22 protein-coding genes are annotated in these 21288 nt (G+C 45.2%); 10 read left to right on the top strand and 12 right to left on the bottom strand.

The window, feature by feature from the left end; translation table 11 throughout:
• The first annotated feature begins 50 nt into the window (after positions 1 to 50).
• From FE785_RS09580 to FE785_RS09565, 4 genes are all read left to right on the top strand, one after another.
• Entirely contained in the window at positions 51 to 1937 is a 1887-nt protein-coding gene (locus tag FE785_RS09580; RefSeq protein WP_138565533.1) for a sensor domain-containing diguanylate cyclase, read from the top strand.
• A gap of 92 nt (positions 1938 to 2029) precedes the next feature.
• A complete protein-coding gene (gene gcvH / locus FE785_RS09575) occupies positions 2030 to 2422 on the top strand; it encodes a glycine cleavage system protein GcvH (protein WP_138565532.1) in 393 nt (130 codons plus the stop codon).
• Between the two features lie 134 nt (positions 2423 to 2556).
• A complete protein-coding gene (locus FE785_RS09570; RefSeq protein WP_138565531.1) occupies positions 2557 to 3750 on the top strand; it encodes a class I SAM-dependent rRNA methyltransferase in 1194 nt (397 codons plus the stop codon).
• Between the two features lie 30 nt (positions 3751 to 3780).
• Positions 3781 to 4965 (top strand): hypothetical protein, encoded by a 1185-nt coding sequence (locus FE785_RS09565; RefSeq protein ID WP_238696264.1) that lies wholly within the window; start codon positions 3781 to 3783, stop codon positions 4963 to 4965.
• 19 nt (positions 4966 to 4984) lie between these two features.
• Here the strand turns inward: FE785_RS09565 and lysA are convergent, their stop codons facing one another.
• Both lysA and lptM read right to left on the bottom strand, forming a co-directional pair.
• Positions 4985 to 6238 carry a diaminopimelate decarboxylase gene (lysA, locus tag FE785_RS09560; protein ID WP_138565530.1) on the bottom strand — a complete coding sequence of 418 codons (1254 nt, stop codon included), beginning with the start codon at positions 6236 to 6238 and terminating at the stop codon, positions 4985 to 4987.
• Positions 6239 to 6327: 89 nt separating this feature from the next.
• A complete protein-coding gene (gene lptM, locus FE785_RS09555; RefSeq protein WP_138565529.1) occupies positions 6328 to 6456 on the bottom strand; it encodes an LPS translocon maturation chaperone LptM in 129 nt (42 codons plus the stop codon).
• 195 nt (positions 6457 to 6651) lie between these two features.
• On the opposite strand from lptM, the gene FE785_RS09550 reads away from it, so the two are divergent.
• From FE785_RS09550 to FE785_RS09540, 3 genes are read left to right on the top strand one after another with little or no spacing between them, the layout of a single operon-like run.
• Positions 6652 to 7347: an alpha/beta hydrolase gene (locus FE785_RS09550; protein WP_238696263.1), complete on the top strand. Its 696-nt coding sequence runs from the start codon at positions 6652 to 6654 to the stop codon at positions 7345 to 7347.
• A gap of 57 nt (positions 7348 to 7404) precedes the next feature.
• Positions 7405 to 7959, top strand: a complete 555-nt coding sequence (locus tag FE785_RS09545) for a HugZ family protein (protein ID WP_138565528.1) — start codon at positions 7405 to 7407, stop codon at positions 7957 to 7959.
• 34 nt (positions 7960 to 7993) lie between these two features.
• Positions 7994 to 8908, top strand: coding sequence for a PilZ domain-containing protein (locus FE785_RS09540; protein ID WP_138565527.1), 915 nt, complete (start codon positions 7994 to 7996; stop codon positions 8906 to 8908).
• Here the strand turns inward: FE785_RS09540 and FE785_RS09535 are convergent.
• The 8 genes from FE785_RS09535 to proC form a co-directional block, all read right to left on the bottom strand.
• Positions 8905 to 9336: a hypothetical protein gene (locus tag FE785_RS09535; protein WP_138565526.1), complete on the bottom strand. Its 432-nt coding sequence runs from the start codon at positions 9334 to 9336 to the stop codon at positions 8905 to 8907. The two genes, FE785_RS09540 and FE785_RS09535, sit on opposite strands and share 4 nt — an antisense overlap.
• 14 nt (positions 9337 to 9350) lie before the next feature.
• The gene (locus FE785_RS09530) at positions 9351 to 10298 is read right to left on the bottom strand and encodes a PilZ domain-containing protein (RefSeq protein WP_138565525.1); all 948 of its coding nucleotides are present in this window, start codon (positions 10296 to 10298) and stop codon (positions 9351 to 9353) included.
• Between the two features lie 217 nt (positions 10299 to 10515).
• Entirely contained in the window at positions 10516 to 11049 is a 534-nt protein-coding gene (locus tag FE785_RS09525) for a hypothetical protein (protein ID WP_138565524.1), read from the bottom strand.
• A gap of 119 nt (positions 11050 to 11168) precedes the next feature.
• Positions 11169 to 13556, bottom strand: coding sequence for an EAL domain-containing protein (locus FE785_RS09520; protein ID WP_138565523.1), 2388 nt, complete (start codon positions 13554 to 13556; stop codon positions 11169 to 11171).
• A gap of 184 nt (positions 13557 to 13740) precedes the next feature.
• Complete coding sequence (gene metW, locus FE785_RS09515) at positions 13741 to 14367, bottom strand: methionine biosynthesis protein MetW (protein ID WP_238696262.1); 627 nt, start codon at positions 14365 to 14367, stop codon at positions 13741 to 13743.
• Positions 14364 to 15524 carry a homoserine O-succinyltransferase MetX gene (metX, locus tag FE785_RS09510; protein WP_138565522.1) on the bottom strand — a complete coding sequence of 387 codons (1161 nt, stop codon included), beginning with the start codon at positions 15522 to 15524 and terminating at the stop codon, positions 14364 to 14366. Before metX ends, metW begins: the two co-directional genes overlap by 4 nt.
• Before the next feature lie 6 nt (positions 15525 to 15530).
• A complete protein-coding gene (locus tag FE785_RS09505; RefSeq protein ID WP_138565521.1) occupies positions 15531 to 16109 on the bottom strand; it encodes a YggT family protein in 579 nt (192 codons plus the stop codon).
• Between the two features lie 5 nt (positions 16110 to 16114).
• Complete coding sequence (proC, locus tag FE785_RS09500; RefSeq protein WP_138565520.1) at positions 16115 to 16936, bottom strand: pyrroline-5-carboxylate reductase; 822 nt, start codon at positions 16934 to 16936, stop codon at positions 16115 to 16117.
• A 498-nt stretch (positions 16937 to 17434) separates the two neighbouring features.
• Here proC and FE785_RS09495 point away from each other — a divergent pair, with 498 nt between their 5' ends.
• A complete protein-coding gene (locus FE785_RS09495) occupies positions 17435 to 18397 on the top strand; it encodes a hypothetical protein (RefSeq protein WP_138565519.1) in 963 nt (320 codons plus the stop codon).
• A 262-nt stretch (positions 18398 to 18659) separates the two neighbouring features.
• On the opposite strand, the gene FE785_RS09490 is transcribed toward FE785_RS09495, so the two are convergent.
• Positions 18660 to 19355 carry a YggS family pyridoxal phosphate-dependent enzyme gene (locus FE785_RS09490; protein WP_138565518.1) on the bottom strand — a complete coding sequence of 232 codons (696 nt, stop codon included), beginning with the start codon at positions 19353 to 19355 and terminating at the stop codon, positions 18660 to 18662.
• A 131-nt stretch (positions 19356 to 19486) separates the two neighbouring features.
• On the opposite strand from FE785_RS09490, the gene ppk2 reads away from it, so the two are divergent.
• A complete protein-coding gene (gene ppk2 / locus FE785_RS09485) occupies positions 19487 to 20281 on the top strand; it encodes a polyphosphate kinase 2 (protein WP_138565517.1) in 795 nt (264 codons plus the stop codon).
• A 15-nt stretch (positions 20282 to 20296) separates the two neighbouring features.
• Complete coding sequence (locus tag FE785_RS09480) at positions 20297 to 20527, top strand: hypothetical protein (RefSeq protein ID WP_138565516.1); 231 nt, start codon at positions 20297 to 20299, stop codon at positions 20525 to 20527.
• Between the two features lie 30 nt (positions 20528 to 20557).
• Here FE785_RS09480 and FE785_RS09475 read toward each other — a convergent pair whose 3' ends face one another.
• Positions 20558 to 21277 (bottom strand): hypothetical protein, encoded by a 720-nt coding sequence (locus tag FE785_RS09475; RefSeq protein WP_138565515.1) that lies wholly within the window; start codon positions 21275 to 21277, stop codon positions 20558 to 20560.
• Between the last annotated feature and the right edge of the window lie 11 nt (positions 21278 to 21288).

Here is a 21288-nt window from a genome sequence, read left to right as displayed (position 1 = left end):
CTAATATTTGTTGTTTAGCTTAAGCCATTATCCTTACAAATAGGAATTATGTGACGCCATCTTCACGATTTAACAAGCATATTTTCAGTGACCGAAACTTGAATCTGGTTATCGGTATGGCGGCTGCTTTGATTGCATTTTTGATGGTGCTTGCCTACCTGTTTTACGGTAATGCGAAAGATCATCTATATAACGTCTCGTTACACAAGTATCAACAGCAGCTGGATATGGATATTCAAGGTTTAATCAAGGATAGCCGTGAATCGACGATGGCGCTGGCACTCGCTTTGGCGGAAAACAATCGTGTGCAATCGTTATTGTGTGATGATTGCAATAAGCAGAACGAAATGGTGTTGAGCGCTTTATTGGAGCGTTTGGCTTTTCACACTCGTCATCGTAATTTATGGATTCAAGTGATCGATAAAGACGGCTTTAGCCGTTACCGGAGTTGGACCAACAAGATCGGTGACAACCTCAAGGGGGTGCGTGAGGATTTGCGTCGAGTCTTGCTGGCACCGAGAATCTACCAGAGCGTCAGTGTCGGACGTTTTAGTATGACTTTTAAGGCGATGGTGCCGTTATTCGCTGATGACCATAAGCTTTTAGGGGTGATTGAGGTCATCAGTCATTTTTCCAACCTAGCGCAAGAGCTGCAGAAGAGCACCGGTGTCGAATCGGTGATTCTTGCCGATGACCGTTTTCAGCAACAACTCGATAAAAACCAGACGAAGCTTTTTGTCGACAATTATTATGTGGTCAATGGCGATGCTAATCCCAGCAATCTGAATATATTGGCTAGCATTGGCGTCAATGAGGCTTTTAGAGCACATACTCAGTTGGAAGTTGGGCATAAGATTATCACTCAGCATATGATCCGCAATGATGAATCCTTGCCGATAGGTTACTGGTTTACCTTTTCCGATATGGCCAATCTCGATTTAGTTGAATTAGAGCGTTTGCAGAAACAGTATCTGTACGGGTTAATGACCTTGCTGGTGCTCAGCATATTGTTGGTGCTGCTTTATGTCTTTAAAGAGCGCTCTGATAAATCCAGCCGCTATTATCAAAGCGTATTGGATTCGGCGTCAGAGATTATTTTTGTCTCCGATAGTGAAAGTATTCTCGAGGCTAATCAGCGCTTTTTCGAGTTTTACGATGAATTCGACAGTTTGCAGGAGTTTGTTGATGCCTATCCATGCGTGTGTGACACCTTTGCCAATGAAGAGGGGTATTTGACTACCGGGGTTGATTTCAAACATTGTATCAATAAGGTCTTGCAAGGCGATGCTAAGCAGAATAAAGCTAAAATCTATAAGCATCGCAAGGCGTATTTCTTTGAAATTAAAATCGCCAAAATCAATATTTTTGATAAACCTCTTTATAGTGTGATTATGCACGATATCACCCATCAGGAAGTTTATAAAAAACAGCTCGAACAGTTATCTCGCACCGACAACTTAACCGGTATATCGAATCGTTTGGTGTTTAACCAGGCATTGGCAACAGAGGTACAACGCGCACACCGTTATCATCAGGTTTTCTGCTTGGCGATTTTTGATATCGACCACTTTAAACGGATTAATGATAATTACGGCCATGCCGCCGGAGATCAGGTTCTAATCGCCTTGACCGAAGAAGTTCAGAGCCTGTTGAGAGAAACCGATGTGTTCAGCCGTATCGGCGGTGAGGAATTCACCGTGATTATGCCGGAGACCAAAATAGAACAGGCACTGCAAAGTGTGGAGCGTGTGCGCAGAGCGATAGAAAACATGCATCGCGATGGTTTGCCGGACAGTGTCACCTTAAGTTTCGGTGTCGCCGAGATCTCGCGCTGGGATAGTCATGAAACGCTGTTGAAACGTGCCGATGATGCGCTCTATCGGGCTAAACGCAATGGCCGTAACCGCGTCGAAATCGCAAAAGAAGCCAGCGCTTAAAACTCCCCTAAAACAAATCATCCGTTTTACGGTATCATGCCGCGATAAATAGTCGTTATAATAACCTTATTACTTTTTTAAAGGGTGGGCAGATGAGCGTTTTACCCAATCACTTAAAATACACACCAAACCACGAATGGGTTTATATCGATGCCGATGGTCATGCGGTGGTCGGTTTAACCGATTTCGCCCAGGAATCAATGGGTGAGATTATGAGTGTGACCTATCCTGAATTAGGTACCGATATCGCTGCCAGTGAAGAGGCTATGTCGGTGGAATCGGTGAAAACCGCCACCGAAGTCCTTGCGCCGGTCAGTGGAGAGATTGTTGAAATCAACGAGGCGCTCGAAGACGAGCCCGAGTTGATTAACGATGAGCCTTATGACGGGGGGTGGTTATTCAAGATTATGCCGCATGATGTTGAAGAGATTGAAGAGCTGCTATCCGATGAGGATTATCAAAACCAAATTGATAGCGAGTATTAATGCGTTCTTAGCCGCCGTTACCTATTCAGCCGCGATGATTCGCTGAAATGAATGATAAACAAAAGAGGTTTTAGCCCAGCTGAACCTCTTTTTTATTTAGAGGCGTCCATTTTTAGCGCCAAAAGAGAAAAACAATGTTAGCCAAATTACGTTTAAAGAAAAATGAAGAACGTCGCCTTAAACAAGGCCATCTATGGATCTATTCAAATGAGGTGGACAATAATGTCAGTCCATTGAAATCGTTTGCAGCGGGGCAGCAAGTCATTGTTGAGGCATCCAACGGCAAGGAATTGGGGCTGGCTTATGTCAACCCGAATACTTTGATCTGCGCTCGTATGTTAAGCCGCAGCAGTAAGCGGGAGCTGAACCTGAAGTTTTTGAAAAAACGCATTCAAGCCGCACAGGATTTAAGAGAGCTGCATTTTGAAGACCCCTTTTACCGTTTGGTTTTTGGTGAATCGGATGGTCTTCCGGGCTTGGTAATCGACCGTTTTGGCGATGTTTTTTCGGTACAGATCACCACTGCGGGAATGGAAGCGGTCAAGGCCGATATTTTGCAAGTGCTGGAGAACCTGTACCAACCGCAGGCGATTGTGCTCAAAAACGATAACGCCAACCGCAAGTTGGAAGGTTTGGAGCTTTATGAAGAAGTGGTCGCCGGCGAGCTGCCGGAACAGATCCTGATTACCGAAAATAACACCCAGTTCGCTATTCCGGTGGAAAACGGTCAGAAAACCGGTTGGTTCTATGATCACCGTATGGCACGTCAGCGAATGCAATCCTTGGTCAAAGGCAAGCGAGTATTGGACGTATTCAGCTATTTAGGCGGCTGGGGACTGGCTGCGGCAACCGCCGGTGCCGAAGAAGTCGCTTGTGTCGATGCTTCCGAGTTGGCTTTGGACGGAGTTGATTACAATGCCCAGTTAAACGGTGTTAGCGATAAGGTGATGACCATCCAAGGCAACGCTTTCGATGTTTTGAGTGCATTGAAAACCGATGGCCAGAAATTCGATGTGGTGATTGTCGATCCACCGGCGTTTATCAAACGTAAAAAAGATTTTAAAAACGGTTTTGAAGCCTATCGCAGAATCAATGAACTGGCGATGCGAGTGCTCAATAAAGACGGGATTCTGATTTCAGCCTCCTGCTCACATCACTTGAGTCGTGATAACTTATTGCAAGCGGTGCAGACCGCGGCACGTCATATTGACCGTAATGTACAGTTGTTTGAACAAGGCCATCAAGGGCCGGATCATCCGGTACATCCGGCGATTGCCGAAACCGAATACATTAAAACCCTGTTTTTTAAAGTCAGCGCCAGCTGGTAAAGACTAAGCAAAAATCATTTTGGAACAAAAGTGCAGCATATCGATGTATTGACACAACAGGATCGTTGGCAGCAGCAGTTGGTTCGTCACTGTTATTGGGACGATGTCGAACAGCTGTTGTACATCGATGCGCGCCGAATTTTTCCAAAAATTGGTGTGGTTAATGTCATCGGCTGGGATGCGATGATGCTCAATAACGAACCGATTCCCCGCTACCCGAGTTTTTTCAAACCCATGGCTTGGGCAAAGCAGGGGGCCTTTGTCGATTGGCTAAAACAGATTCCCAAGTGGGTGCAAGACAGTTGTCGTCTGTTTCCATCGCATCAGTTAACATTGCTGCATTATGCCGGTAAGTATCCACAGATTCTGGAACTGCTCGATCATGCGCCGATGCTGGCTTGGCAATTGGTTAAATCGGATCTGCAAGAGGCTGAAATCGTCGCATTGCTGGCCGGTAAGCGTACCCAGATTGCCGCCAGTGTCGGTTGGCCTGGAAAAGCTCAGACCATCAAGTTTTTGACCAATCTGCGTTTACGCTGGGTTAGCCCGGAGATTGTCGAACAGGTCGAGGCTTGTCTGTTAGACGAACAGCGTTTAAAGGCTTTGCAGGATTTGCCTCGAGTGAACTCGATGGCGCTGTCTTTGGCGGCGCGTTTTCCTCACCTGATTGGCTCGCGACTGCATAAAACCTTGGCGCAACTGCCTTGTCGGCCGATGCAGTGCCAATCAATGGTGGCCATGCTGGAAGATGCATACCGGTTGGCGGACTTCCTCGGTTTAGCGTCTGGCGAGCAAGACAAAATCGGTGGATGCCGTTATTTGGTCGAGGTGGAAAAACTCTATCAACAATGGATATTGGTGCTGTTGGATCAGGCTGACAATGGTCATGTCGATTCTTGTTTGGACTTTAGCATTGATGAACTGCAAAACCAACTGACCAGTACGCCGCAAGTTCTGCATCAGAAACAGCAATGGTTGGCTTTGACAGAATTGCAGCAGCATGCCTGGTTAATGCACTGGCAAAAGTCGTCTAGAGAATCGAAAGCGACATTGCAGCTTTTAGCCTGGCAGGATGAACAGGGTGTTTGGGGTGCACTGCTGGATACAAAAGTGTTGCCTGTGGAGCAAGCGGTCATAAAAGTGCGGGGTTTAAATAATGTCTTGCCGAGCGCGCAACAACTGACCCAGTTGCACCTAAGCCGTCTTAAGGCTTAGCTGCATGGTTTTAAGCTAATCAGTCTTCAATCAGCTGTTCAGTGCCCATTAACTCATCATAGGTTTCACGTGGACGAATCAGATAAGCCTTATCGCCTTTAACCATGACTTCCGCCGCACGTGGGCGGGTATTGTAGTTTGAGCTCATGGTAAAACCGTAAGCGCCAGCTGATTTGACCGCCAGAATATCACCGTCTTTTAGGTTTAATTTGCGGTTTTTGCCAAGAAAATCGCCAGTTTCACAAACCGGTCCGACCAGATCCCATTCGGCTTCAATGCCATCTTCGCGAGGCGTGACCGCAACAATATCCTGATAGGCCTGATAGAGTGCCGGGCGAATCAGATCGTTCATGGCCGCATCGATAATGGCGAAGTTTTTATGCTCTGTCGGTTTCAGGTATTCAACCTCGGTAAGTAACACGCCGGCATTACCGGCAATGGCACGACCGGGTTCGATAATCACTTCAATCGACGGATCATCAAGCTTGGTGATTAAGGCTTGAATATAGTCGGCAATGGCAGGTGGTGTTTCATCGGTATATTGGATGCCCAGGCCGCCACCTAAATCCAAGTGGTGGATATTCAAGCCATCTTCAGCCAAACGGTCTTTCAATGTCAGGACGCGTTCCAGTGCGTCGACAAACGGTGTGATTTCGGTCAACTGTGAACCGATATGGCAGTCGATACCGATCGGGTTGATATGCGAATAGCTATTGGCCTTGCGATAGAGTTCCGGTGCGGTATTGATATCGACACCGAACTTATTGTCTTTTAAACCGGTAGAGATGTAAGGATGCGTTTTGGCATCGACATCGGGATTAACGCGAATTGAAATATCAGCGACTTTATCCATCTGCTGGGCGACCGCTTGAATGCGATCCAGCTCGGCATGAGATTCAATATTGAAACAGCGAATGCCGACTTGCAGTGCGCGGCGAATTTCTCCAGATTGCTTGGCAACGCCGGAAAACACCACTTTTTTCGGGTCTCCGCCGGCGCGCAGCACACGCTCCAGTTCACCTTGAGACACAATATCAAAACCGGCCCCCAGTTTTGCCAGTACATTCAATACGGCAATATTTGAATTGGTTTTGACCGCATAACAGACTAAGTGCGGCTGGTTGCCGAAAGCTTGGTCAAATGCTTGCCAGCGGTTTTCAAATTCACTGCGAGAATAGACATAAAGTGGCGTGCCGTACTCTTTAGCTAAGCTTGCTAGGCTGACATCTTCGGCATAAAGGCTTTGGTTTTTTAATTGAAAAACTGGGTTCATTATCTGTCCTAAATCCCTGTTGGCTTGCAATCGTTGACTTCACAGGGGAAAATGTTTGTAGGCGAAATCTATCGCTTTAATAAGCAATTTCAGAATTGCGCACTATGCAAAGTTTGATGGTGCTCGATTGAGTTTTGTTCAGGCATATACAAAGGGCCTTTTTTGCCACAGCCTAGTAATACAAAACAGCTTATTAAAACGATTGTCCAATTTCGCATCGGTTTGTTTAATCCTGTTTGCTTGGATCAGCTTTGAATCGTTTGAAAATTTATTGCTGGAACCAAGGTCTTGAAAATAATTGGCATTATTTTAACAGAGCCGCTGTTAATAGACAGCAATAGAATGTCACACGGCATAGAATGAAGCCTGTATAGCTAGCTTTACTCATTTCAATGAGAACCAGAGGTTGATTAATGGACGACAATTCGCAACAAGAAATGGATTTTGAAAACAGTTTCGATAAGCCGGTCATTATCGAAACCAATTCAACCACGGATGCCTGTGTCATAGTGTTACACGGATTGGGCGCGGATGGTTTGGATCTTGCCGATATCGTAGCGCAGATGAATCTACCTGAGGATATTGCTTGGCGTTTTGTCTTTCCGAATGCTCCGGTACAAGCGGTAACCGTGAATGGCGGCATGTCTATGCGTTCTTGGTACGATATTTATAGCCTTGATATTGCCCAGCGTATTGATGTGCAGGGTATTGCCGATTCCGTGCTCTATGTGAAGTACCTGATCGAACAGCAGATTGCGCAAGGCATCGTCGAGCAGCGCATCGTCTTGGCCGGATTTTCCCAAGGCGGTCTGGTGGCGTTGAAATCGGGCCTCTATTTAGATTATAAAATAGCCGGAATCGTTGCATTATCGACCTATTTTCCAGAGGTTTGTCTTGATGCGGAGCCGCTTGATAAGGCACCGGTGTTTATGACGCATGGCTATCAGGATACGGTCATACCCTATGAGGTGGCCGAAGCCTCTAGAGTGCGTTTGCAAAATGCCGGTGTGGATGTCGAGTGGCATGCCTATCCAATGGCGCATAATGTCTGTTTGCAAGAGATCCATGATATGGGAGCCTGGCTACTTGCCAGGTTGAATTTGCAGTAACAGCCATTGATTTATTAAGGTATGGAGTTATAACGATTTAAGTCACTTGGAGAAAAAATGAGTGAAACAGCACCGCAACAAAGTTGTCGGGAATTGATTGCCAATAGTAAAACATTGATGTTGAGCACCTTGCAGAGCAGTTTTTGGCGGCAATCAAAGGTAAATCAAGCTACTGCTGTACCGGTTTTGCATAGTTCGGTGACGCCTTTTATCTATCGCGATAACGCCTTTTTTATCTTTATTAGTGAGCTTGCGCAACATACCGCTAACCTCCAAGCGTTAATTGAGTACAATGCGCTGCATCAACAAGAGCCCGCGGTGTTGATCAGCATCTTATTGAGTTGTGATGAAGCCGAAACGACACAGCTTTTCGCTCGCCAGAGATTGAGCATGCAGTGCGAGGTTGGCAAGGTTGACTCGCAAAGCAAAATCTACCAGCCGATATTGGCGCAATTTACTGAAGAGTTTGGTGAAGTGGTCGATATATTAAAGACATTGGACTTTCACCTTTTCAAGCTGCAATGCATTAGCGGTGATTATGTGCAGGGCTTTGGTCAGGCTTATCGTTTTCAAGGACTTCCTTGTGACAAGCTTGAACAGAAAAGACAATAAAGCAACATTCCAACTTAGGATTCAGTAGACGTTTATGACTAATGTAAGACGATATTTTCGTTATGATGTGATTTTACCGATGCACCTGGAAATGGTGGATCGCTACGGTAAACACGTGTCTACCAGTCGTCGTCAATTGATTTCCGAGCAGGAAGAAGAGCAGCTACATTTTCTCAATGCGCAAATCAAAGCCAAACTGGATAAGCTCTACAGTTCCAACTCAAATGCATTTTATATTTTCTATAGCTTGAATCAGCGCATGAGTTTTATGTGGTGGTTGATCGATCAGCTGGTCGATACCACTGATCCGCGTGAGCAAAGGGACTATCGTTTTCGCCTTAAAGAAGATGCTAAGTTTGACCGTCCTAAAACGGGCAATACTTCAAAAATTGGTCCATTGATTGCCGGTTTATATGATCAGATTGAAGATTATATCCGTGAGTTAGTCTCGGTGGTGGATAACAGTGTCGACGGCAAGATTTTTAAATACACCGCGCCATCGAAAGTCGCCTTTGATGAGAAAAAATATGTCTCCAATCTCGATAAGTTGGCGCAACAAGGCGTGATTGCCGCCAAGGTATTGCGTTTATTGGTGGATACATTGAATCTGCAAACCAATGTCTATGAGCGTTTAAAGCAAGCCTATAAAGGCATTTCCCAGCCGGAAAACTGGATGAACTATCGGGTTAATCTAAGTGCCGGAGGTTTTAGTTTCTTATCGGTTGACCCTTATGAGCGCTTTAGCAGTATGGATGTGTTTATGGAAATCAATGATGAGGTGTTGGTATGCCGCGGCAAAATTGTTTCGCAAACCGCGTCCAATGATCAACTTTTTCCTTATCGTATCGGCGTTGAGTTCGATTTGCTGACCACCGAGCAGGAGCAATCGATTACTCTATTCGAGCAGCATAAAGAATTGCAGGACGCAATGGTATCGGTTCCTATTTAGGCCGTTTCGCCAAGGCGCTGTTGTTCAAAACGGATATTGAGTTGCTTGGTCTGAATGGCCTTTTTCAGCCAGGCGGCAAAAATCGGGTGATCTTTCAACATGGCCTGATAAAGCACGATCGGATCGACATGATCCATGCTTGCCGCATAGCAGGCAATTTCAATCAATTTGTCGATATAGCGGTTAGGGAAGTGGACTTGCATATCGAAATAACTGACTTTGGTGAGAATGACTTTATTGAGAACTTCATGCCATTGTTGCTGGCTCAGGTCAAAGTTGGCCGCCAAAAACTCGCTAGGCCCTTTAAGACGCATTTCCAGCATGTCCTTCAAGCTCGAAAAACGAATCAACTCCAGCGCCGGGTCGCGTAGCGATTGATCCAGATTATCCATAAAGCTTGGATCTATGTCATGGTTTGTGCCTGGCATTCAGTTTCTCCAATCTATGAAAAAAGTGCAAACTTCATGCACTCTTTGACTTCCTGTTTTTGAATCTCTTGTTGCAGTAACGTTTGGTCTTTACCGTCGGGAAATTCAAAGTTTATCGCCACGCGCTCTGTTCCTTGCGCGGCATTGTCGCGAATATCGACCACACTGCCTTCGAATTCAAGAATTTTGTTCAGGCCTTCAATATAAATCAAAACGTCCAGTTTTGTATAGAGCTCAAAGCGTTTGCCCAAATGGATGGCGATACCGCTGGCACTGACATTGGCCGGTTTGATGGCCCATTCTTCAGGGAACTGTCTCGCATAGTTGTCTTCATTGATCAATTCATAGACTTCGAGATAAGTATTCATCAATCCCCCCAAGTTGAGGATGGTTTGTACCAAGGGGATTTTTTCATATTTGGGATCTTCGAAGCTTTTTAACAACTTATCAATCGCAAAGCCTTTCGGTAGATGCCCTTTGACTTGAAACTGATCAGCTGTTGAATTCTCTATCGAGAAGATCAGATAATAGAAATGCTTGATGAATTTATCTTCAAGCAACGCTAGATATTGATGTGTTTTAGGGGAGGCGGCTTGCAATTTTTTGATGCTGGCAAAGCCTGCGGAAATAATATTGACTTGTCGCCATAGCGGTAAATCAAGTTTCGGACTGGCGCCACTGGAGATTTTTTCGCAGCACTGGCCAAAAATTTCTAAAGCCAAAACGATCTGTTTGGTGATTTCAGTAACCAATTCCTTTTGTTCCTGAACCTTGGATACGGCCTCAAAGACCTTAAGGCGTTGGCTTTTAATCTTGTCGATCACCACCTTGGGCAAGTAATTGGCGCCGGTTGCATAAATTTCACGGTCACGAATCGGTGAGCTGGGCACAATAAATGATCGGATCGGCATATCTACACGGTTGTAGCGCCTGGCATTGCCTTTTCTAAACCATTTATTCATTGAACTGATATGTATCCCTGAGCGTTAATTATCCTGATTCTACTTTTTTTATAAGCAAATTAATAGCCAAAAATTATTCTATAAAACCATGAATTTTTTATGTGCTCAATGCAATTTGGGATTGGGCGGTTTTGAACTATAAAAAAGCCCCCATAAAGGGGGCTGAATTGTTGGGTATAACTAAAGGTTTTTAGTTAGAAAGCGGGATTTGCCGGCATTATTTATGCATGGCGGCAAATTGCGCCATTAAGCTCTCTGGCTTTTGTTTTTTATTTGCTTTGTTAAGCACAAACACGACGGTTTCACCTTTTGGACCGGCACCGATTTGTGTATACATATAAGAGGGTTCACCCACTTTACGGACAAAGTCCATATCGGCTTTGTTGTCGAAGACATAGATTCGGCCGTGTTTGTGCATTTCACCATAGAATGACGAAACGTCCTGTTTACCATCCCATAGCATGGCTGCCGGAGTGTTTTCACCTAGTTTTTTATCAGCCTTGGTCAGCCCAAATACAAGGGTTTCACCATTCGGGCCACCACCGATACGGGTTAAACGGTAGGCTGTTTCGCCAACCTGTTTGAATTGGCTGAAAGTTTCCTTGTCGTAAAATACGTGGATGCGGCCGTCTTCATCGGCTTCGAACCAGTTGATTGTATTGGCAGAGTTTTTCTCTGTTGTGGTTTGGCAACCGCCTAAAAGTATCGCGGTGGCTAACATAGCAGTACTGAAAAGAGTCTTTAGTCGCATAAAATATTCCAATCAAATTATTCAATTTATAAACACGCTATTGCTGTTTATCTGCGTTGCATTTTAGGTGATGGAATTAACGGTTTTTTAACAAAAAAATGACGCTTTTATGACATGGATTAGGAGGCGGCGAGCAGAGTCTTACCCTCTGACAATATTTCTGTGACCTGCTTCGCGCTAATCGGCATGTTCATTAAATAGCCTTGGCCGTCGTCACAGCCGAGTTGTTTAAGGATATCTTTTTGCTGTTCGGTCTCAATACCTTCTGCCAGCACAGTGGCATTAACATTGTGGCCTAGCGAGATAATGCTGGAAATAATGCTGTGCGTTTCTGTTTCTGTGTTCAGGTTGCGGACAAAACTCTGGTCGATTTTTAAACGGTCGATCGGCATATGTTGCAGGTAGCTAAGTGAAGAATAACCGGTACCGAAGTCATCAATGGCGATTTGAATGCCTTTTTGTTTTAATTCATTCAACCAGTTCGTTTCTTTATGGTTCTTTTCTAAGCTTTTCACTAAAGAGTATTCGGTGATTTCCAATTCAATTAAGTTGCCGGAGAACTGACACCTTTCCAGCTGTCTATTGATGATGTCGACTAATTTGCGCGAATTAATCTGCTGGCTGGAAATGTTCACCGCGACCCTTGGTACTTCAAGGCCTTGCTCCTGCCATTCGGCGATTTGCTGACAAGCCATTTCCAGTACATATTCATCGATCAGTTGGATAAAACCGTGTTTTTCGGCAAAAGGGATAAATTCGTTCGGCGAGTAGCAGTAATCATCGTGTTCCCAGCGAATCAGCGCCTCAAGACCGATCAGTTGGTTGCTGTGCAGATTGTATTGTGGTTGATAGTGAAGGATGAATTCATGATTGACCAAAGCTTGTTCGATACGGTTTTTCAATATCAGTTTTTGTTCCAGTTTTTGACCGATGGTATTGTTAAAGAGCGCACATTGGTTTTTGCCGCTGTGTTTGGCTTCGTACATCGCCAGGTCGGCGTGACGCATCAGTTTGGTGGCATCGGTTCCATGTTGAGGGTACAAGGCCACCCCGATACTGCAACCAATCACCAGGTTCTGCTTGTAGACGTTATAGGGCTTACTGACCACTTCGATTAGCTTGTGGCCAAATTGCTGGCAGAATTCGTGTTGTTGCTGTTCGGGCAATGTCAGGATGATGGCAAACTCATCGCCACCGATTCGCGCCAAATGGAAGTCATGTATAAAATCCGATAATAGCAGGTTGTACATGCGACGGCTGACAGCATTCAATAGGCCGTCACCGTAGTCATGCCCTAAGGTGTCGTTGACGTTCTTAAAGTCATCGAGGTCGATATAGCAGACCGCCAGCTTGTTGTTTTGTGTGGTCAGTTCAGTCAGGGTTTTCTGGAAGAAGTGACGGTTTGGTAGCTCGGTCACTGAATCGAAGTTGGCCTGTAGCTCAACCGCTTCCTGAGTCTCTTTCAGTTCGGTAATATCTTTGATGGTCAGCAGGTATCGGGCATTAGGGATTTCTTCAGAATGGAAATCATGTATTTCACATAAAGCGAAGCATTCAAACGGCGATAGCAGAAACAGCTCTTTCTGCCAGGACTTTTTATCCATCAGGGCTTGCTGCGCCCTGGAGATTTCAATTTGCTGATTGCTTGCCTCTTCCAGGAGTTGCCAGATGGTATGTACATCAAGAAAATGAGTTTCTTCGAGGATATTATTCATGCGTGGATTGGCGCGAATGAAACGGCCATGATCGTCAACCAGGACGACATACTCGTCAACGGCATGCAAAATATGCGCATCCATCGCATTTTCATAGGCCTGATTTTGCATTTTACGGGTCAGTTTATAGACGGTTTTTTGCTGTATGTTCTCGCTGCGCCTTATTTGGTTGTAGCTGAAGATGCCGACGATAATAACAATAATCAACAAGGAACTTTGTAATAGGGTTTCGAGCAGGTCGCTTTGTTTGACGATGGTTTGATATGAGGCTCTGGCTTGTTGCGCTGTTGCCTGCAGTTGATGGCTTAGATTGCTCAGGCTCTTTACAACCTTGTTCTGTACCGGTACGGTCTGCAATAGCATTTCATGAGCGGCTTGCTCTTCTCCAGCTTGTATCAAAGCGATAACTTTTTCCTGACGGCTGCGGTTTTCACTGGTGATCTTGTGCACTTCATTGAGCAGATATTTTTGCTTTTCGCTCAAGTCTGTTCTTAACAGTGCCTGGCGGGTTTGCACAAAGTTAAAGCCTTCAATGTAGGTTTGTTGGATGTAGTCGTCCTGAGCGAAAGCGTCTTTCTCAAAAATAATCCGAACCAGTAGAACCGAGCGGTTTTTCGCATGCAATTGCAGTTGCTGGATGAGGTGAACCTGCTTCTCACTGGTAAGCATTTTTTGATAATGACTTTCAAGATTATTATCGTGATGCGCTGTGGATTGGATATTAATCAGAATAAACAGGGCGATAAAGAGATAGCCGATTAATATCAATTTTGAGGTGCGGGTTAGGTTCACAAAAGAGTGGTCAGTTGTTATTGGGTTAGCACAAGTATATATAAATGCTAGTAATTATCTAGATAAGAACGGTATGAATCTCTTTATGGCTAAGTAAAGCAATTTTATCAGAAAATTCTAATATTTAAGCTAAAGCCAGACAGGCTTTAGCTTAACAGTTTGCCTAGAACGGATTGGTATTCGCTTAGAGTTTCTTTTGCACTCGATAAAGCGCGACTTCACCGAGTAAGTTAGGCAGTAGACGCATACCTAGAGAGCTTTTATGTTGTGCGTTGACTACGGTGCGTGACACCACTTCCAGGCCTTTTTCTTCACAGAGGTTTTCAAAGTCGTTGAAAGTACACAGGTGGATATTTGGCGTGTCATACCAGTGGTAAGGCAAGGTTTCGGTTTCCGGCATGCGACCTTTTAGCATTAACTGCATACGCATACGCCAGTGGCCGAAGTTTGGAAAAGTGATAATGCCTTGCTTACCGACAGAGAGCATTTCATCAATCAATAAATCCGGACGGCGCACTACCTGCAATGCCTGAGTCATAATGACGAAATCAAACGAGTCGTTATCAAAATATTGGCTGATATCTCGGCTGTTCAAATCACTTTGAATGACATTGAGTCCCTTTTGCAGCGCTTGGACATTTTTTTCCGGATCGATTTCCATGCCGTAGCCGCTGATCTGGTGTTTATCGATCAGGTACTTTAAAAGTTGACCGTCGCCACAGCCAAGATCCAGTACACGACTATTCGGTGTAATCCAATCGGCAATCAGTTTGAATTCAGGGGAAATCTGAGTCATGGTTTGTTTGTTCATTCTGCATTGCCTCCATCAAGGGTGCCAGTGGAGGGCGTTGAATCTTGATAAACACGTTGCATATAGGCACTGAAAATACCTTCATAATGTGTATTAGGCAGTAAGAAAGCATCATGCCCGTGTTGCGATTCGACTTCGGCATAGCTGACATTGGCGTCGTTATCGAGCAAGGCTTTGACAATCTCATGCGAACGTTGCGGAGAAAAACGCCAGTCCGAAGTAAAGGACACCACGAGGAATTTGGCGCTCGCTTTGGCCAGAGCTTTTGATAAGTCATGCTCAAATTCCGCCGCCGGGTCGAAGTAGTCGAGGGCTTTGGTCATCAACAGATAGGTGTTGGCATCGAAGTTTTGCTTGGTGGCGAATTTTTCACCTTGATACCGCAGATAACTTTCCACTTGGAATTCGACATCGTAGTTATATTGTAATTTGCCTTCACGCAGTTCACGGCCGAATTTCGAACCCATCATATCATCTGACAGATAGGTCAGGTGCCCCAGCATTCGAGCCAGTGACAGGCCTTGTTTAGGCAGGGTGTCTTTTTCGATAAAACGCCCTTCGGCAAAATCCGGATCGCTCATAATGGCTCGGCGCGCCACTTCATTAAAGGCGATATTCTGTGCCGACAGTTTAGGTGCTGCAGCGATCACTACCGCATGGCGTAATCTATCGGGGTAATCAATTGCCCATTGCAACACCTGCATTCCCCCCATGGAACCACCGACAATTGCCGCCCACTGCTCAACACCGAGGTGTGCACGCAGCCGATCCTGACTATTGACCCAGTCGCGACAGGTAACAATCGGAAAATCCGGGCCATAGACCTTGCCGGTTTCAGGGTTGATCGTGGTCGGCCCGGTGCTGCCACGGCAGCCGCCGAGGTTATTCGAGCAGACAACAAAAAACTGATCGGTATTGATCGTTTTTCCTGGGCCGATATAACCGTCCCACCAGCCTTTCTTACCTTCATCATCGACGCCGGCAACATGATGGTCACCGCTTAGGGCGTGGCAAATCAAAATGGCGTTACTGGCATCGGCATTGAGCTCACCATAGGTTTCGTAGATGAGTTCATAACCCGGCAAGCTGGCACCGCTGCTAAGCTGTAAAGGGTCCTCAACTTTGAGAGTTTGAGGGCTGACTGACAATTCGCTCATGGATGCTTAACCTATCATTTGTTGGGCTAGACCGGCAATCGAACCGATAATGACAATTTGGAACAGCTTAATCGCCAAAATAGCAAAAATCGGTGATAGGTCCATGCCGCCGATCGGAGGAATTATGCGGCGGAACGGCTCCAGAATAGGGCGGGTAATCTGGTCAAAAATCGCTGTATTCGGGTTGTAGCCTTGTGATACCCAGCTGAGAATAACTTGAATAATAATCAGCCAGAACATCATGTCCATAAGTTGATTGGCGACTTCGGTTGTCGCAGCCAAGGAGATAAACGCCACGCCGAAACTGCGGTCGGTTAGCCAACCGATAGCGGTAACAAAGATTGCTTGGATAACCACTGCGGTGATCAATGCGGAAACATCCCAGCGACCTTTAGCCGGGATCACGGTATTGACCGGAGCACATAACGGGTTGGTGACCTTAGCAATAAAGGTCACAATCGGGTGGCGCCAATCGGCATGTGTTGCGCGCAGTAAAAAACGCAACATCAGGGCGAAAATAACCAGACCGATTAAAAACTGTAGTAAAAAAAGGCCGCCTTGACCTAGTGGGCTGCTACCATCCATTAATTCTATCCTCCTAGTTCGTCGGCAAGCTCTTTGGCTCGGCTTTGTGCGGCCTGCATCGCGGTTTTGACAATGCTTTCCAGGTTATTGCTTTGAAAGCTTTGAATCGCTTTCTCGGTAGTACCGTTAGGTGAAGTCACATTGCGGCGCAATGTTTGGCAGTCCTGGTGGCTTTCCAGTGCCATTTTAGCTGCACCCAAAGCAGTCTGTAAGGTCAATAGATGCGCGGTTTTGGCATCAAGTCCGAGCTCGGCGCCGGCCTTTTCCATCGCTTCCATAAACAAAAAGTAATAAGCCGGTCCACTACCCGATAAAGCAGTGACTGCATCCAATTGTGGCTCTTCATCAACCCAAATAGTCAAGCCAGCGGCGCGCATAATATGTTCGGCTTGGCTTTTTTGTTCCAAGGAAACCGAATCATTGGCAAACATTCCGGTGGCACCACTTTGAATTAGCGATGGTGTGTTCGGCATGGTGCGCACAATCGCTTTGTCACCACCTAACCAACGGGCAATGTCAGCACTGCGAATACCGGCGGCGACAGAGAGCAATAGCGGGTTTTGCTGATTGACGATGTTTTCAATCTCGGCGCAAACCTGCTGTAGAATTTGCGGTTTGACCGCCAAAACAACTATCGAAGATTGCCCAATCGCCTGATCATTGTCAGCTAAGCATTGAATGGCAAATTTTTGTGTGACCAAGTCACGTTGTTCTTGATTGGGATCGGTGGCTATAATCTTGTTCTTGTCATACCCGCTGGAAATAAGACCGCCAATCAGGCTTTGCGCCATATTACCCGCACCAATAAAACAGATGGTTGCTTCCATGTGAAATACCCTTTTTTGCTTTGCTCTAAATCAATCAATCTAAATTGAATCCAAGCGCACCATTTTCGGCGTCTGATAACTAAACGGTATTATACGCTAAGTTGATGGCTAAATAATATTAGACGGTGACGGTTGTTTAAGCAAATAAGCGGCTTTTTGGCTTGGATTTTAATAAGAAAGTTGTATTTGAATTGATTCAATTGTCTATAAATTTGCAGCTTATTTGTTTGCCGTTGGATTTAAAAGAAGATAAAGAAAAAATTGATTCCGTCCTAACTTATTTATTTTGCTAAAGTTTTAGGTTTGGTGGCCGCTATATTTTTTATAAGCGACTGCTAATAACAATCAATCGTTGGCAATAAGCGTAAAAAAACGACGGCAATTCATTAAAATAAACAGATTCTTTGCCGCACAATTCAGATCAAGACAAGCTTGAGTTCTGTTTTGCTATTCACTATTCACACCGGGGATATTTTTTCTTAAATGAAGGAATAAATTATGGCTAATACAATCAACGACAACGCTTTTGTCAAACAGTTGTTTGATATTAAGGCACAGAATCCCAACAATAAACCGGGGCAGGATATTTCTGAATTGGCAAAAGCAAAGCTAGAGGCTGATGTTGATTATTCTCCGACCGCGCGTGGCAGTGCTAAAGCCGCCAGTATGATGCAGATGCAACAGGCTTATCAATATAGCGAAACCATGAGTTTGCAATTGACTACCAAAGAGGGTGACAAGGTCACGCTCGATTTCCGACAGCTTTATGCCCAGTATCAGTCTTATCAGGAAATGAAAGTGGCTGAAGATGGCCCTTCCGGTGTGCGTTATTTTGAATCTAAGCAAGCTATGGAAGCGACCATGTTTGAAGAGCGTTTTGCATTTTCGGTGCAAGGTGATTTGAACGAGGAAGAGCTGCAAGCGATTTACGATGTGTTCGCCAAGGTTGATGAGTTGGCCGGTGAGTTTTATGGCGGTAATATCGAAAAAGCGCTCGAAAAAGCTCAGAATCTAGAACTGGATATGGATCAGTTAAGTGGTATGAGCCTGAATCTGACTCAAACCGAAACTGTGGTTAAGAGTTATCAGCAGCAGGCGCTGGCGCAGTATCAGAATGTGCAAAACGATACTGAGGGTAGCGAAGCTGATCAGCAGGAAAATGCTGAAAATGCCGATCCGGCCGCCTTGCCAAATTACTACGATACCTGGCAACAGGTGCTGGAAAGATTAGATGAGCAGTTTGCCAATGCTGAAAGCTTTTTCAATGAATTGATGGCCGATATTAACGCACAACGTTTTCCTGAGCAGGATAGTCGTCCTGGCTGGTTGGAAAGAGTGCGTTCTTTCCACGAAGAGTTGGCGCAATTAGCGCAGCAGAAGTCTGAGCAATCTCCACAGCTAGAAGCGACAGAGAACTCTGAACCGGCTGTTGTGAACGATCAGAATAATCCGGCTGTCTAAAAGTTACCAGTGGTTATTGAGTTTTTCGGTCTCGGCAATGCTAGGTCAAAAAACGCACAATTCGGTTAAAGCATTCGTGTTTTGGCCGTTAACTTATTTACAGAGGTGATCAAAACAGTTTCATCAACTTACTGTTTTAGAATTGCCCTAACAGTGTGTAGGGTCCGGTTAAATGTGATTTAACTATATCTTACGGGCTGTATAAAAAGGAGATGGCCAAAACCGCCGTGGCGGTTTTGGTTTTTTCTTTTCTGGCCTGTATTTATTTGCTGTAATCTCTGGCACCGAAGATATCGGTTCCAATGCGCACGATGGTTGCCCCTTCGGCAATAGCCGCTTCCAAATCTCCCGACATCCCCATTGACAGAGTATCTAGCTGCAACTCTGGAAATTCCTGTTGTAAATCCACAAGCAGCTGTTGCATGGCGGCAAATGTCTGACGTTGTTGGTTAAAATCCGAACTTGGTTGCGGAATCGCCATCAGGCCTCGTACCTGAAGGTTGTCCATGGTGGCGATTTGCTTTAATGCATCGCTCAGTTCATTTGCCGAAAACCCAGATTTAGTCGCCTGTTGACTGATATTTACTTCCAGTAAAATATTTAATTTGCCCTTGTCATCAGGGCGCTGGTCATTCAGACGCTGCGCGATCTTCAGGCGATCAACACTGTGAACCCAATTAAAATTCTCGGCAATCGGGCGTGTTTTATTCGATTGAATCGGGCCGATGAAATGCCAAATAAGATCAGGGCGCTGGTCGATTTTCTCAAGCGCTTCTTGGACATAGTTTTCGCCGAAGTGTTTTTGCCCGAGCTCGGCAATCGTATTGACCATTTCAATCGGTTTGGTTTTGCTGACGGCTAATAACTGGACACAGTCGCTGCTTGATCGGTATTTATTACAAGCCTCTTCAATGCGCTGTTTAACCTTTTCATAGTTGTTTTGCAGGGCCTTATCCATAACTCTCTCTAAGTGTTTTCCTATGTTCCGCGAAATGCCGTCTAAATGCTTGAAAAAATGATTTCGCTCATTTCAATTCAATTAAATCGGAGTATATTGAATCTAACAACCATTGTAACTAGGGAATCCTCATGAAAAAAGTTAAATCGAGTGAAGTGAACTACCCTTATAAGCAGAAAATCAAACGTAAGGACTATGAAGAGACCAAACGTTTATTGCAGATCGAGCTGTTGAAGCTGCAAAAATGGGTCAAGGAAACCGACCAACGCATTATTATGTTGTTTGAGGGGCGTGATGCCGCCGGCAAGGGTGGAACCATCAAACGCATTATGGAACACCTCAATCCCCGTGGTGCTCGTGTTGTCGCACTTGATAAACCCAGTGAGATCGAAAAAGGCCAGTGGTATTTTCAGCGCTATATTGAAAATATGCCGACCGCAGGAGAAATGGTGTTGTTTGACCGCTCCTGGTATAACCGTGCCGGTGTAGAGCGGGTCATGGGATTTTGTACCCCGCAGGAATACACCTTGTTCATGCATCAGGCTCCGGAGTTTGAACGTATGATTCAAGCCGATGGTGTCACCATTATGAAGTTCTGGTTTTCGGTGGGTCGTCAGGAGCAGCTGCGCCGTTTTAATCAACGCAAGACCGATCCCTTGAAACAGTGGAAACTAAGCCCGATGGATTTGGCTTCTCTCGATCGTTGGGAGGAATATACCAAGGCGAAAGAGGATATGTTTTTCTATACCAATACCAGTCATGCGCCTTGGACGGTTATCAAATCGAATGATAAAAAACGCGCACGTCTGGAAACTATGCGATATATCCTCAGCCAGCTAGATTATCACGGCAAGGATGAAACGATTGTCGGTCAGGCGGATCCATTGATTGTCAGTTCTGGTGAAGATATCTTTTTAGATGATTAATAAGCGGGGTGAGAGATGAAAGTAAATAAACATGCCGACCGAGTCGTGGCTAGCTTTAAAGAGTCATTGAGTAAGTCAAAGCGCAAACTGTTGAGTGAAAACGACTATCAACAGCTACAAATTCTAATCGAAGCGGCGATTGCCAATACCGCCGAATGTGTATTGGACGACTGCGCCAAGGATATCGAAAAGTTGGCTAAAAAAGCACGAAAACGTGCCAAGTTTATCGATCAATTGGAAAAGTAAGCGATTGACAAAAAGGCCCGATGAGTCATTTTAAGCAAAAATATGACAGTCGACTTGAGAAAATTGCTGGCACAGTTTTTTGAAATCATCGTTGTTTTCAGCGTCGCTAAAAATAACAATTTGTAGATCGGTTAAATCACCAAAGCGCTGACAGTTATGCAGATACTCGCTCAAGCATTCCAATGTCGAACCATCGAAACATCCGGCAACGCCGGATTGACTCGCCAAGCGGTTCGGGATTTTCCAGTCTTCCAATAAAGTGCAGGCACCAATGGCTTGTGCAGGCATCATATCCATAATGAAGCGAGCCGGTTTAAGCATAAATGGAAAACCGTCTTCACTGCCCAGTATCACCTGACAGCGCCCTTGGACAAGCTGACTCTGCTTAGCGATTACAAATGCATTGGCCATCGCCAGGTTTTCAGCTACCAGCAAAATCGGTTTTTGCCAGTCTAATCTCTGTGATTGCGTCTCTCTGTTTAAGCTCAGTTGCCATGTACTGGTCTCGTCAATGGTGCTTTCAGCATGATTGGCATCTTTGCTCAACAGCTGTAAAGATTGCCCGTTAATGGCAAACAGCCAAGTTTCGATGAATTGATTGCTAGGTAAGCTATCGCTGCTAAGCGACAAGACTTGACCGAGCAGATCCTCGGCGGCCATCTGCTCATCAATTTCAACCTGCCAAAGCCAGTAACCGTTGAGCTGTGGTTCGCAGACAATGGCGTTTAGGTTTATTGTGAAAGCATTCATTGACATAACAC

This window comes from Thiomicrorhabdus sediminis, assembly GCF_005885815.1.
GTDB classification, from domain to species: Bacteria; Pseudomonadota; Gammaproteobacteria; order Thiomicrospirales; family Thiomicrospiraceae; genus Thiomicrorhabdus; species Thiomicrorhabdus sediminis.
The sequence above is the reverse complement of the archived record's forward strand: the minus strand, read 5'-3'. Positions and strand labels throughout refer to the sequence as shown.